The organism is Nocardia violaceofusca NBRC 14427, from assembly GCF_963869435.1.
Classification (GTDB): domain Bacteria; phylum Actinomycetota; class Actinomycetes; order Mycobacteriales; family Mycobacteriaceae; genus Nocardia; species Nocardia aobensis.
Genome location: NZ_CAWMPM010000034.1, coordinates 1 through 13,996, shown reverse-complemented (window position 1 = coordinate 13,996; position 13,996 = coordinate 1). Strand labels below are relative to the sequence as shown.

10 protein-coding genes are annotated in these 13,996 nt (G+C 67.3%); 1 reads left to right on the top strand and 9 read right to left on the bottom strand.

The features are described 5' to 3' along the window. Positions 1-204: 204 nt before the first annotated feature. Together AC5592_RS26025 and AC5592_RS26020 are read right to left on the bottom strand one after the other, a co-directional pair. Positions 205-744: a hypothetical protein gene (locus tag AC5592_RS26025; RefSeq protein ID WP_157122206.1), complete on the bottom strand. Its 540-nt coding sequence runs from the start codon at positions 742-744 to the stop codon at positions 205-207. Positions 745-770: 26 nt separating this feature from the next. Beyond that, the gene (locus AC5592_RS26020) at positions 771-1,034 is read right to left on the bottom strand and encodes a hypothetical protein (RefSeq protein ID WP_157122204.1); all 264 of its coding nucleotides are present in this window, start codon (positions 1,032-1,034) and stop codon (positions 771-773) included. 419 nt (positions 1,035-1,453) lie between these two features. Between AC5592_RS26020 and AC5592_RS26015 the strand changes: the two genes are divergently transcribed. Further along, positions 1,454-2,203: a hypothetical protein gene (locus AC5592_RS26015; protein WP_063065715.1), complete on the top strand. Its 750-nt coding sequence runs from the start codon at positions 1,454-1,456 to the stop codon at positions 2,201-2,203. A 289-nt stretch (positions 2,204-2,492) separates the two neighbouring features. On the opposite strand, the gene AC5592_RS26010 is transcribed toward AC5592_RS26015, so the two are convergent. From AC5592_RS26010 to AC5592_RS25980, 7 genes are all read right to left on the bottom strand, one after another. Next, positions 2,493-2,693: a recombinase family protein gene (locus AC5592_RS26010; RefSeq protein WP_084507167.1), complete on the bottom strand. Its 201-nt coding sequence runs from the start codon at positions 2,691-2,693 to the stop codon at positions 2,493-2,495. After that, complete coding sequence (locus AC5592_RS26005; protein ID WP_063065714.1) at positions 2,647-2,931, bottom strand: recombinase family protein; 285 nt, start codon at positions 2,929-2,931, stop codon at positions 2,647-2,649. Before AC5592_RS26005 ends, AC5592_RS26010 begins: the two co-directional genes overlap by 47 nt. A 120-nt stretch (positions 2,932-3,051) precedes the next feature. After that, on the bottom strand, positions 3,052-8,598 hold the full coding sequence (mobF, locus tag AC5592_RS26000; protein WP_063065713.1) for a MobF family relaxase: 5,547 nt from the start codon (positions 8,596-8,598) through the stop codon (positions 3,052-3,054). Positions 8,599-9,166: 568 nt separating this feature from the next. Then, complete coding sequence (locus AC5592_RS25995; protein WP_063065712.1) at positions 9,167-10,609, bottom strand: hypothetical protein; 1,443 nt, start codon at positions 10,607-10,609, stop codon at positions 9,167-9,169. Positions 10,610-11,014: 405 nt separating this feature from the next. Continuing rightward, entirely contained in the window at positions 11,015-11,572 is a 558-nt protein-coding gene (locus AC5592_RS25990) for a single-stranded DNA-binding protein (protein ID WP_063065711.1), read from the bottom strand. Between the two features lie 81 nt (positions 11,573-11,653). Continuing rightward, positions 11,654-13,342 (bottom strand): ParB/RepB/Spo0J family partition protein, encoded by a 1,689-nt coding sequence (locus tag AC5592_RS25985; RefSeq protein ID WP_063065710.1) that lies wholly within the window; start codon positions 13,340-13,342, stop codon positions 11,654-11,656. A gap of 94 nt (positions 13,343-13,436) precedes the next feature. After that, on the bottom strand, positions 13,437-13,676 hold the full coding sequence (locus AC5592_RS25980; protein ID WP_157122203.1) for a hypothetical protein: 240 nt from the start codon (positions 13,674-13,676) through the stop codon (positions 13,437-13,439). Positions 13,677-13,996 lie beyond the last annotated feature (320 nt).

Sequence of the window (13,996 nt, the reverse complement as noted above, 5' to 3'; positions counted from 1 at the left end):
GTTCCGCTCACCGACGCTGACTACGGCGACAGTCGGGCACCCCGGGGGCCAACCGGATCAAGAATCCACGACCGGGGCACCGGTGGGCCCGCGAGAGCCGATATGAGTGTGCGCGCGGCGGCGTGGGTGAGTCGGCCGATGGCGCGGCCGGTGATCTCGGCCTCGACCGCGCGATTACTACCCGAACCCCGAATCCCGGGCGGCTCACATGGTTTCCCCGCGCTCAGGCTTCTGCTGATCCGCGCGGCGTCGGCGGTAGGCGCGCTGACGGCAGGCGTTGCAGCAGTACTTGCTGGGACGGCCCAACGATGACTGACGGATCCGGTCGAGGGGGTCGACGCGGGTTTCGCAGGGGCAGCCTTGGCAGACAGGCCCTCCGAGACGATCGGTCCAGCCATGGTGGTCACACCACACAAGCTCCGGCTGGCCGATGTCGAACGCCCGCAAGACGGTCTCCTGTAGCCGTCGCATGATCCCGTGTAGTTCGTCGTCGCTGGTGTCGTACATCCATCCCCGGATGTGGCCTGATCGGCTCGGGTGCCACAGTCGTGACACCGTGGATCGCAGCCGGACGCGGACTACCTGCACCGGAATTTTGTCGTCGGCCGCGATCTTCTCCACCGGCACTCCGTTGGCGACGCGTGTGATCAGCTGCCGTTCACTGTCGGAGATCGAGTCCAGCACTGTGGCCAACGCCGCGTGAAAACGCGGGGCGTCAGCTACATCGGTGGCTTGCTCCGCCACCGGGTCACGCTCAACCCTGCGCCGGCTCACGCTTTCTCCTCGCCCTCGAGCGGCCGTGTGCTCTGCGCCTCGTCGATGCCACGGGAAGTACCGGAAAGGTCGTCACGACTTTGGCTCTTGCGGAATCCGTACGCTGCGGCGAACGAAGCGAAGATTTGAGGAACATCCTTCTTGTCTGCACGGCACAGGGCAACGATCGTCACGACGACGATCATCGCCGTCAAGACCGTCACAGGCAGCAGGCTGCTCACTGTGAAGAGATCGGGGAGAGTCGGTACGGGGGTGGACATGGCGCCTCCGGGCACAAAAAAAGCCCCCGGGCCACCTGGGGCTTCGATTTCCTGTGGATACGAAAAATGCCTCAGACCCTGAAGGTTGAGGCATCGAGGACACAATTGTCCCCTCGCACACAGGGTAGCACATCCGAATTTTCAGCTCTCCCTGCGGGATTGGCCAGCGAGCCGTTCGACAGATCCGCAGGTAGGGGCGCTAGGGGAAGTAGTACGTGGTGCCCTACCGACTTTCGTAACGCAGTCTGGACGCAGCTCAAGACTCGGGGCTGCTGCACGGGGAGGTGACAACTGTCACCCGACCGTGCAGGAGCCCCCTCTTTGGGAGCGGCCTTGACCTTGCCGTCGCGGATGCGAGCGGTCGAGGGCACCAGGGGGGTGACGTAGTTACCCGCAGGGCTCGACGGCACAATTTTCGAGTGCCATCCAACAACCCTGCCCAGCGCCTTGCTGACCTTCTCGATCAACTGAGGAAGGTCGAGCAGGGCGCGCCGCTCAAGCAGTCGCTGGAGATCGTCTTCGGTGCGAGCAACGACACCGAATTCATCCAGAGTTTCGGATACTTCGTTGCGCTGCCAGCCAAGATCGAGCCCCTCGTCACGGCTGCCGCAGACAAGGACCACGACGACCTTCAGTGGCTGCTGAGCTGGAAGCCCAAGGTGGACGGCGTCATTGGCCGGATGTGGTCACTCACCTCCACCACTCAAGGCGTTACGCAGTTCTACGGTGACCCGGAGATTTCCGTCCTCCGCGCGTGCAGCGGACTGCTGAGCCGGGCGGGGGTCGAACCCCGTGTCGACAATGACAAGCTGGTTGAGCTGAACGAGTCGATCACGACGCTCTACTCCGATCTCCTTGCCGATACCGAGGTCCCGTCCCCGCTCAAGGAGTTCATCCTCGAACAGCTCTCCCGGATTCAAAGCGCGATTCGGCTGTGCGTTGTGCGTGGACCGAAAGCCCTCGAGGAAGCCGTCGAGACCAGCATCGGTGCTGTGGCCATCAAGGGGCCTCAGATGGTGGTGAACAACCCCACCCCGAAGACGCGGGGCTTCATGGACCGGTTCCGGGCGGTTCTCGCTGCGGTCACGCTCACGATGACGACTGGGGAGAAGGTTCTCACCACGGGCGTCGAAGCCCACAAAGCGTTGGAGCAGTGGGGCGTTCTGTAACCGTCTCGCGATCATTCCGGAACTCCCATGCCGCTCCAGATCGCTCTTCACTGGGCTTGCGTAGCCGCGATCTGTTCGGCGAGGCGGGCCTTGTCGCCGTAGTACTGGATTGGAGATGCCAGCCACGGCAGCGGAACGGAGGTGGTCACTGCGAAGCCTTCCCGTCGGCCGATCCAGCCTCGGCGGCCTCGGCGAAATAGGGGTAGAGGATAGCGCGGGAGACGCCGAAAGCGGCCGCGACCGATTCGGGTTTCTGCCCGGCGCCGAGCGCGGCCTGGGCGGCAGCAAGCTAATCGGCGGTGAGTCTGCGTGGCTGGCCAGCGCGCACGCCGCGGGCGGTAGCGACCTCTCGGGCGTGAGCGGCCCGCTCGTGCTTGAAAGTCCGCTCCATGTGCGCGAACAGCGCCAGCAGCGCGACGGCGATCTCGGCCATCGGCGAGGCGTTACTGGTGTCGATCGGGATCGGGTCTTTCAACGTCTTGATGCCCACGCCCCTGCTCGCGCAGGTCGTGGATGATGTTGAGGCACTCGCGCAGGTTGCGCCCGTAGCGGTCGAGGTTGGTTGCCACGATCCGATCGCCCTCACGCAGCATCTTCTGCAGCTTGCCCCACCCTGGGCGGTCCATGGTGGCGCCGGTCTTGCGGTCGGTGTAGATCCGGTCCTCCGGAATTCCGTACTCGCGCAACGCGACCAGCTGGCGTTCGAGGTGCTGGTGGGTGGTCGACACGACACCCGCGCGTATTCGAACCGGGCTCTGTCTCGAAACCAAGGTTTCGAGGCAGGCCAGCGCGATCGCGCCGAACCTCGGCGGGATGGGACGGGGATCACATCGATCCACTCGGGTCGGTCAGAATTCTGGACCGTGGCCGTCGCGGCCGGAGTTGAACTCTGGTGCTGGTGGCTCGAAAGGCGACCATGTGTCGGATTCGTCCGGGGGTGGGGTTCGTTTTGCGTGGTCGGTGGCCGCTTGTTTTGGGGTGAGGTGTGCGCGGCGTGTGAGTTCTGCTTGGAGTTCGGTGAGTTCTTCTTCTAGCCAGTGAGTATCGGTTGGGTTGGCGTCGTCAGAGGTACCGGGCGCGGGCCCGTACATGGTGGCCTCGTTGTCGGCAAGGTGGATGCGGAGTTCGACGGTGTGGGCGGAGTCGCGCAGTGCCGCGTCGGTAAGCAGGTGAATCGGGTTGGTTGGATCGAAGCCGCTGTCGAGGTTCGGGTCTGCGGTGTCTGTTGAGGGTGTGTGGACAGTGCGGGCGAAGGTTTCGATGGTGGTGCGGTCGGCAGGATTTGTGGTGTGCCGCCATGTCTTCCGTAGCAGAGACAGCGCGGCTGCCGGGGTGTGGTGAGTGGTGATGAAGGTGCAGCGAGCGTTCATGTGGTCGACGGGATTGTGGTCGGGGATGCCGCGTTGGTTGTCGTCGCGGCAGGTACTGCACAGCCCGTCGTCGCAGTGGTTTACGAGCGGTAGGGGGGTGTCGAGCAGGGCGCGTTCGAGTCCGCAGGCCAGGCAGGGAAGGCCGTGATGGTCGGCGACTGCGTAACGGTCGTAGTCGACGATGTAGCCGGTGTCGGCCAGGAAGCTGGTGGTTTCGGCGCGTTCTGATGCTTCGCGGGTGGGTTGATGTCGGGTGGTACCGGTGCCTTCGGGGACGGACAGGTGGGTGGGGTCGACGTCGAGATCGGCGAAGAATCGTGTGTAGGCGTCGAAGGCGTCGCGGCCAGGGTCGGGTCGGGGCGTGCGTCGGCGTGTGTGGTCGGTCCATTCGCGATGATCGCGTGCTGCGGTGCGCGGGTCGCGGATGGGGCGGGTGGTGTCTTGGGGTTGATAGAGGTGGGGATCGGTGGCAGGGATGGCGGCGAGGATGAAGGCGCGGTGGTCGGGGTAGTGGTCGGCGGCCCAGTGCAGGCGGGCGACCGCGACGGGATAGGCGCGGGTGGACAGGGTTGTGATGACTCGTCGCAGCAAGTCGCGGTCGGTGTCGTGCAGGTGTGCGGTGAGGCGCGTGAAGGTCTGTCGGGCGTCGTCGAAGCGGCCGGTGGACACCCGTTCGCCGATCTCGCCGACGATGGCGGCAGGTCCGGAATCGGGATTTCCCTGGGCTGGGTGGGCGGTCGGGTTTTCGTTGGGATCGGGTGGGTTTGGTGTCATGTTCCCGTCGGTTTCGGCTGTCGGCGTGGCGTTTTCGGTGGAGTGGGTGAGTATTTCGATGCGCCAGGCCAATGCGGTAGCAAGTTGATCGGCGCGCGGCGGGGACGCGTTGTCGTCGGTGGCGGCGAGTAGAAGTTCGTGGGCGGCGGTGATGAGATCGCGCGGTGACCAGTCGGTGGGGGCGGTGTCGATGGCGGCGACCAGCCGCGGCCATGCCGGGTCGTTGATGACGTGTTCGGCGGTGTCGGGGCCGAGGATGTCGTGCAGGTGCGGTGTCCAGTCGGGGCGCAGAGGGGGTCCGGTGGGGGTGGTCAGCGCCGCGGGATCGAGGCGCAGCCGTGACCAGAGTGCGGTGGCGGGCATGTCGTCGGGCAGCGGACGGGTGGCGGCGGCGTTGGTGAGCAGGGGGTCGACGTCGAGTCCGGCCGCGGCGGCGGTGTCGAGATAGTCGGCGAGGACGGGCCACCAGGGGTCGCTGGTGATGCGGGTGTCGAGTCGTTTGGCCAGCGGTTCCCAGGTGTGGGTGGCGGTGTGGAGGTCGCCGAGCGCATCGGTCACCCGGGCGGTGAGACGTGTTTGGTGGTCGCGTTCGCGGGTGGGAAAGCGGGTGGGGCCGGTAGGGCGTAGGTCGGTGTCGGGGACGTGGTGGGCGGCGCGCCACACCGCCAGCTCCGCGATCAGTTCCCGGTTGCCAAGTAGCGGCCGCGCCCAGCCCGGTGCAGTAGCAGCGACCCACGTGCGGGCATCGATGGTTATCCGGGCGGCGAGGTCGGCGACGATCCGCTGGTGGGCGCACAGTTGGTCGGCGATGGTTTTGTCGGTGATCTGGTCGGGGAGGCCGTTGAGCCAGGGCAGGGGTCCGGTTCCGGTGGAGTGTGCGCCGCTGGTGTCGAGGCGCCAATCCAGCACGGCGGCGGGGTCTTTCGCGGTGTCGAGTTCGCGTTCGTCGATAGCCTCGCGCAGCGCGTTAGCGGGGTTGTGGCCGGCGAGGGCGAGGATGGCGAGGTGCTGGCGCAGCGTGGGGTAGGCGGGTGCGTCGGTGAGTCCGGGCAACAGAGTTTCGGCGTGGTGGTCGAGCCGGGTGAGGGTGTCGGGTCCGAGGGTGTGTTCGGTGGCGACGCCGATGGCGTCGAGGCAGATGTCGACGGCGCGGCCGAGGCGGCGGTGGGGGTCGAGGGCGTCGCGCAGGGAGGTGTGGGCGCTGGTGTGGGTGGCCTCGCGGGCGAGGATGTGTTGCAGGACTTCGACGGCGGTGCGGGGGAGTATGGCGGGTTCGGTCCAGAAAGAGAGTTCGCTGCCGTCGATGGTGGTGGGGATGTAGAGGTGGTTGGCGTGGATGCCGCGGGTGATCGCGACGTAGAGCTGGTTGCGTGATTCGCTGCCCGTGAGCACGGTGTGGCAGGTGTCGGCGGTGGTGCCTTGGGCGGAATCGATCGTCATCGCGTACCCGAGACGCACATGCAGGCCGACGTATTCGGGAGGAAGCACCGTGGCCGGACCGGGCCGGCCGCCGGGGCGCAGGTGGGTGACGGTGAGGCTGCCGTCGGAGTGGACGGTGTCGATGTGCCAGCGGTAGCCGTTGCGCACCCAGTCGCGTTCCCCGAGAGAAAGGTGGCGGTTGTTGCGGCGGGTGCAGACGATGTCACCGGCGGACGCGGACAACCCATCTCCCAATACCGTCATAGCCGAGGCGCTTTCGGTGGTGCGGGCGAGGCGGTCGGCGCGGGCGCGGTGGTTGAGGTCGGTGACGATGTCGTGGGTCGGCGCGAGCATGATCGCGTCGCGTCCGGTGTGCCGGTCGGCGAACCAGGCGCCATAGGCTTTGTCGGCGACGGTGGCGGCGCTGCCGGAATGGATGCGCTGGTGGTCGAGGTAGAAGCCGAGACCTGATGGATCGCCGTCGCGCAGTGCGAGGCCGGCGGTGGCTTCTGCGGTGTCGGCGAAGCGCACCACGTGGGTCAAGGTGATCGTGTCGGGGGTGTGGGTGGTGTCGATTCCGGCGCCGCCGGCGTCGATGGCGGGCAGTTGTTTGTCGTCGCCGACACACCGGATGGTGGCGCCGCGGGCGGTGAGGAATTCGAACAACCGTAGCCGTTTTCGATCCGATAGTTTGATGTGTTCATCGACGATCACCAGCGTCCGGTCGTCGATTTGGTGGACCCACATCGGTACGGAGGCGGGGAAATCGTCGGCCGATCGCACGGTTTCGGGGTCATTGCGTGGTCGGTGTGGGTCGAGGATGTGGAGGAGTCGGTCGACGGTTTCGACGCGGGCGCCGGTGGCTTCGGCGAGGATCGCGGCGGGCGCGGCCTCGGGGGCCAGACCCAGGACTGTTCCGCCGGAGGCGTGCCAGGCGTCGACGAGGACGCGCATGGCGGTGGTTTTCCCGGTGCCCGCCGGGGCGGAGGCGACCGCGATGCGCGCCGCGGATGTGGAGAAGTGGGTGACCATGGCGGCTTGGCCGGCGTTGAGTTTCTTGCCTTCGTGGGCGGGATCGGTGTTGTAGGCCGCGATCGCGGCGGTCACGAAACGCTCATCGATGGTGCGGGCGCCGGGCTGGACCGACAGCGCCGTGAGGCGGTATTCGATGTCGAGTTGGCGGGCGGAGGTATAGGTCTGGGTGCCGGACCGGGTGTAGACGCTGGCGCCGTCGCGGCGCTGGAACGGCGCGGGCACAGCGGCGAGGTCGGGTTCGGCAGCGATATCGGGATCGGTCCGGGCGAGTGAATGGCGGGGCGAGAGTGCTTGGACGACAACGGCGTCGGCGACGCCCGCCCACGTATCGCGGTCGGTGAGGGCCCGGATGCGGCGTTCGGTTTCGGCGCGGATGTGGTGGTGCTGCCACACCGACCGCTGCGCCGACACCACCTCCACCACCTCACGCGCGATACCCGCGACGCGATCCTCATGGACCACCGGCGAGGGAGGCGACGCGCGGTTGATGCTGGTGGCAACGACTCGGTCGAGGATGGTGTGGCTCCCGAGCACAGTGGAGGCTTGGGTGCGCCAGTCGCGGCGTTGCTCGGCCCACGACCGCGATAGGTGTTTGGCGGGGCGGGTCTGCAACGTCGCGACCTGGGAGAGATTCCACATCTCGGCCGCGGTGGGCTCGCGCCCGAGTTGCTGGTGGAACTCGACAGTCAGCTCGCCCAGCCGTGTGCGGATGGCGGCGTCGCGGCGTGACCAGTACCGGATCAATACCGCGGGGATGCCGACGATCTCGCGGATGGGGCGTTTGTTCGGGTTGGTGCCGGCGCCGACCTCGGCGAACTCGACGCCGAGGTCGGCGCGTAGGTGGTGTTCGAGGCGGGTGTTGTAGATCTCGCTGATCGTCACGTTCAGCCGGTAGATCTGCGCCGCGTCCAGGGTCCGCCAGCGCCCGTCCGCAACGCGGACGCGGTTGGCGATGACGACGTGGGTGTGCAAATCAGGGTCCCCGCACCGGGATTCGCGGTGAACGAATCGTGCGGCGATGATGCCGTCGACATCGAGTTGACGCACCCCGTTGCGGCCCGCTCGGGTGAAGATCCCATGCTTTTGCAGCCATCGCAGTGCGTCGTCCACGGCGGCGTCGTGCGCTGCGGCGATGCGCCGGGAGACCTCGACGGGGGCGATGGCCCACAGCGCGGAGACGCTTTTGACCGGAGAGAACGTGAGGTCGAACCCGGCGACCGCCGCTGACTTCGGGCGCGAAATCTTGGCGACGAACCCGGACAACTCGCGGTCATCCAACGGCGGTCGCTCGTAATGTTCGGTGAACATTTCCGTCGCGACGTCGGTGCGAATCCGTGCGCGAACCTCGTCGGGAATCGCCGCGCGGGCGTCGACTCCGGCAGCGAGATTGTGTTCAGCGAACGCCTTGCCGCAGCGTTTTCGGAACTCGTTGTCATCGGAATAGGTGCGATACGGATTACCCAAACGTGTCGCGCGTGCCGCGATTTCGGACGCGGCTTTGAGGCTGGTTCCATTCGCAGTCTCGGAAGCGATAATGCGTGCGGTGATCGCGTCGGTGTCGGGATGGCGGCCGTGGCCGAACAACGCCCGCATCTGCGCTTCGGCGACCTCCTCACCGGGCGAGAGGCCCAGGGCGGCAAGCCCGTCACCCCACCACAGGCCGGGTTGCTCACCGTGGACGGAGTAGTAGTCCGATAGGGTTCCCGGGCCGCGGTCGGTGGCATCGGCCGCAGCGACCTGACGAAGGTAATACCGGTAGCTATCGCCCGCGAGAATTTTGTGGAGCGTCGCGGTCATCTATTCATCACATGCCCATGGCGCCCATTGTTTCCAGGTTTCGAAGGGAGGTAGTTTGTATCAAATCGCGTCATTTCCCCACGATGTAAGGAAATTCTCAGATTCCTCGATGCATGAGGTCTGCTTAAGGTGAGTGAGTGTGTGCTTAAGGTGAGTGAGTGTGTGGGGGTGAGGGGTTATGGGGGAATGGGGGTTATGGGTGGGTGTGGAATATGTGGTGTGGGGGTGGTGTGGTGAGTGTGTGTGGAGTGAGTGAGAGTGAATGTGGGGGAACGATGGTGGGGCCTGCGGGTCGGCTGTTCGCAGGCCCCACGCTGACGCACGCGAGCGCGGCTGCGCCGCGGCGGCGTGGCGTAGCCGGGTTAGTCGTGCGGGCGCCTGTCGTCGCGCGGTGCGCGGGCGTCGGGGACGGTCATGAGTGGGTGGCCCGACAGTGCAAGACCGATGGGAAGGCCGACGATGAAAATGAGCAGGTCGTGCACGCGAAACTCCTCACAGAGGGGGTGGTGGCCGGTCCGTCGCGGGGGAGGCGTCACCGCGACGGACCGGAGCGCGAGCGTCGTCTGTGTCAGGCGGCGACGGTCTGGCGTGTGGGTGGGGTGACGAGTCCGAGCCAGACGCGGCATTCGGTGCAGAACCCGTCGTCGTGGATGGCGCGGATGCGGGTGCATCCCTCGCAGCGGGCCTGGCGCTGCCCGGCACCGGTCACCGGGCCTTGACGGCGACGGGTCGCAGGCTTCGCCTGTGCCGCACCGGGTTCGACGTCGGCGCCGCGATCGGCGGCCTGCTCGGTGCGTTCGGGCTGGGGAAGGTGTTCGTCGATGATGGTGGTCAGCCAGCGCGGCGCGCGGCGCCGTGTCTCCGCGAGCAGGGCGGGCGCGGCGCCCGGGTAGCTGGTGGTGAGGAATCGGCAGTAGGTGCAGGCGAGGTCGGGGGCGGTGAATCCGGTGGGGAGTTCGGGCAGGCGCGGGGTGCGCTCGTCGCTGCGGCAGTGGTCGCACAGCCCGTCGTCGCTGCGCCGCCGCCCGTTGTCGGAGTGGATCAGGTGCTGGTCGTGGGTGGAGCGTTCGATGAAGCAGGCGACGCAGCGCCACCCGGAGATCGGGGTCATGGCTTCGCGGGTGTAGTCGACACTGTCGCCTTGGAACGGCAACTCGGGCCGCAGATCTCCGCGCACACCGGTGCGGGCATCGGCGTAGGCGAGCGCGTTGTCGTGCGAGATTCGGCGACTGGGCTCGGCGGTCGCGGCGTCGTGGGTGTGCTGGTCGGCGACGTGGTGGACGAACTCGAAATCCCAGCGTGCCCGCACGTCCTCGTCGCTGCGCGGCTGCGCGCCCTGCACGCGCTCCGACGAGGAGGGGGTGGGTTCGGCGAGCAGGCCGAGGTCGCGGAAGCGCTGCTCGCTGGCGCGGGTCCGGGAGAGCTCACCGGCCATGGTGTCGCGGTGCAGAGTGTCGGCGACGTAGGCGGCGACCGCATCGGGTTCGACGAGCGCGGGTCGGCGTTTGCCGCGGGCACGGACCCGCGCGGTGATCTGCTCGGGGGTCATGCGTGACTTGTCGGTCTGCCGTGACGGCGCGAGGTAGACGCGGGCGGGCGGGTTGCGCCACAACCGGATCGAGGTGCGCTCGGTTTCGACGGCGGTGAGGGGGGCGTAGTCGCGGAAGGCTTCGTCATCGACGCTGCCGCCGCCTGTGCGGGCGCGCTGTTCCAAGAGCGCGATCCGCCCGGCACGCTCACGCACATACAGACCGGGGTCGGTGCCGGGCAGCAGCCGCGCCAGCAGTGCGCGTTGGGGTTCGTCGTCGCGGAACGAGGCGTCCAGGCGCAGCAGCGCGGTGCGGTACGGGTAGAGGGTGAAGGTCTCGACCATCGCGTCGAGCACCTCCCGCTCAGCCGGGGTGGCGAGGGTCAGTGCGATGGTGAAGGTGCGGCGCGCGGCGCGGCGGTCACTGGTGATGCGGTAGTCGAGTTCGGCGATGGCATCGAGGAAGGTGCTGGTTTCGGTCACGAGTTCGTCCTATCGTCAATCGAAGATGTGCGAGCACCCGCTGGGACCGTCACGGCCCCGATCGAACAGGCGGGTGTCGGGCCGGTCGTGGTGACCAGCCGAGGGCGCAAGAACCAGGGAGGGACACGACGCGCGGGATATGGCGGAACGCGCCGGGGCGTGCGCGGGCGAATTCCCGCGCACACCAACCGGACTGGCTGGGGCGTGTGGGCGGCGCGCCGGGGAATTCGTGGGCGCCGGGCGCGGGCCGTCACGCGCGGCGCGGCCCGCCCTGGTAGCCCTCGGACGGCTGGTCACACCGACCGGCCAGCCGCCCGCCCCACAACGCACTCACCCCGCCCGGAACCGGGAGACGGTTCCGGGCGGGGTGAGCGAGCCGAGCAAATGGAACAGAGAGACAGTGCGTTAGAACGGGGGTGCGTCGTCGCCGAACCCCGCGCCGGCGCCGGCCATCGCCGGCTCCCGCCACGGATCCTCACCACCCGACGGGGCCGCCGCTGGCTGATCGAACCCCGTGCTGGTGTCCGTGTCGGGGTTGCCGAACCCGTCGCGATGCGTTGTCACGGCACGGCGGGTACGTGGCCCACCGGAAGCGCCGGTGGAGGCGCGGGTGACGGTCGCGGTGGCGTAGCGCAACGAGGCGCCGACCTCGTCGACGTCAAGTTCGACGACGGTGCGTTTGTCGCCCTCGCGGGTGGTGAACGAGCGCTGCTTGAGTCGCCCGGTCACGATCACCCGCGCGCCGCGCGAGAGGGATTCGGCGAGATTCTCCGCTGCCTGTCGCCACAGGTTGCACCGCAGGAACAACGGATCGCCGTCTTTCCACTCACCGGCGTTGCGGTCGAAATACCGCGGCGTCGAGGCGACGGTGAAATTGACGACCGCCGCGCCGGCGGGGGTAAATCTGAGCTCTGGCGAGTCAGTCAGATTTCCTATGACGGTCAAGACCGTGTCACCGGCCATGGGCGTACTCCTCATTCATCAGCAAGCAGGATCGGATTGCATGCGGACCGGCCCGGCCGCGGAGTGGCAGGGCCGGTGTGGTTATTTGTCGATGGGGATGTCGTGGTAGTCGATGTCGCCGGCGGCGGCCTGTTCGACGTCGACCAACGCGAAATCGTCGTCGCCAGCGGCGATGTCAGCGAGCAGGTGCAGATATCGGGTGGTGGACTCGGACCGGGTTCGCCACAGGCTCTTGTCCAGGGTAACTTCCCGGTTGGCCAGCACCATGCCCAGCGCGAGCACCCAGGCACGGTTGGCCGACGCCGATCGGATGACTTTCACCAGTTCTTCCGTAGACCACCCGATTCCGAGCAGCTTGGTCACCAGCTGCGCCGCTCCCGGCGCCACGTTCCGTGCCAGGTACTCGGCGACGAAATGCGCGGCCTGGGTGGGTGGTTTGGTGCGTTGGAAGTATTTGGCGAGGAATTCCTCGCGCCGCTCGGCTGCGGCGACACCGCGCTTGTTCAGCTCCCGTACCCGGCGCCGCGCCAATCGTGATTCCTCCCGCGCCGCCGCAGCGCGTTCGGCGGCGGCCAGGGCCTCCTGCGGGTCGGTGGCCTGCGGGACAGGCAGCCGTAGTCCGGTGGTGTCGAGTTGGTCTGCGGGCAGGTAGTAGGTCGGGATCCAGCGGTCGCGCCAGGCGAGCCCGTCGGCGCGACGCAACCCGTCACCGGGTTCGATGTCGGGGTCGTGCTGGGTGTCCCAGTCGACGGTGTCGGGATCGACGAGCGCGCCGGTGGCGGTATCGATCAGCTCACCGTTTTCCTCGACATCGACCCACACCACCCACCGCGCCGGGTCGGCATACACGTCGGCGTCGGTGACCGGTTCGCCATCGGCGCGGGCGAGATCGGCGGCAGGTAGGTAGCCGTCGTCGGTCCCGAGTTCGTCGGTGAGGATCCCGAATCCGCAGGCGGCGTGGGGAAGTGAGGCGTGCAGGCGTCGTCGGGTTTCCTCACGGTCGGCGGCGATCGCCTTGGCCGTGTAGCCGAAGTTGTAGCGGGACGCGGAGGTTAGCTTCTCCACCGCGTCAGTGTCGCCGAGGTTGTCGTACTCGGCGATGACCGCGAGCTGATCGAGACTGAACTGTCCGTTGTCGGCGAGCTTGCGTCCGGTCGCGGACCGGCCCACCGCGGCGAGCTTGCGCACGTCGGCGCGCTTGGTCTGTTGCAGCCCTTTCGCCACCCGTGTCGGTGAGGCACCCAGATCCAGCATGAGCGCGACACCGGCGGCGTAGTCGGCCTGGGTCAACGGGATCCGGCGCTCGTTGAGGTTGATCTGGGCCATCGTGCGGTCGATGCGACGCTGCTTGGCATCGACGGTGGTGGGTGCGTCGGTGATCCACACCGGAACTCGGGCGACGCCGACGGCTTGGGCGATTAACACCCGCACCTGGCCATCGATCACATGCACGGTGCCGTCGGGTTCGCGTTCGGCCAGCACCGGCGCACCGACGCCGAACTCGCGGATCGAGTCGGCCTGTTTCGGGTGTTCGGCGACATCGAAGTCTTTGCGCACATTCTCCGCGATCACCAACTCCCGCGGATCCATATACGCCGCAGTCGCATCCGGCGGAACTGACTGGCCGTCGGAGGCGTCGTCACCGGTGGGAGAGGACTCGGGCTGGAAGCCAGTGCGCTCACCGTCGGCGGGATCGCCAGCCGCGGTGGACGTGGTCGAGTCGGTGTCGGGTTCGATGTCGGGGACAACGGAAAGGGCGGTCGAACTCACAGAAGACCTCCTACAAGGAGACGAACGGCGCGACCCACCGCTATGAATGGTGGGGGGCCGCGGTGATCTGGACGGTGAAACGGAATCGGCTAGTTCAGGCGGCTGCCTGGCTCGACACGCGGGTCACGTTGATCGGGTGCAGGCGCAGCACCCCGTGCTGGTCGTCGAGGTAGGCCCAGTGACGGCCCCGCCACCCGGCGTGCTCACCACGCCAGCGATCGGCGACGGTGGAGCCCATCTCGTCGAGGACGCGGGTGGTGCCCGCAGCGCCGCGTTGTTCGAGGCGATCGAATTCCGGGCGGGACACGGTAGGAACAGAGTTCGCAGACGGCATGAACACAAACCTTTCCGATAGGGGACCGAAGACGAGAAGACAAAACGAGAGCGGTACTGGTCAACAGTGGAGATCGACACCGAAGGTGCGGGCGGTCGTGTGTGTAATCGACGACAGGCTGAAATTGGAGTGGAGACGTTCCCGCACGCGGTGTGGTGTCGAGGGCTTGGTGAAACGATGCTGGGGGTCGGAGGTCGATGCCGCGTCTAGCGCGGTCGAGGCCAGCACTCCATCGCCTCGGTGTTAGGCCGAGAACGCCAGCAGAGCCGCGGCATGGGCGCGTTCGGGATTTGGCCTCGGCCCAACATCGGCCGGTCGGG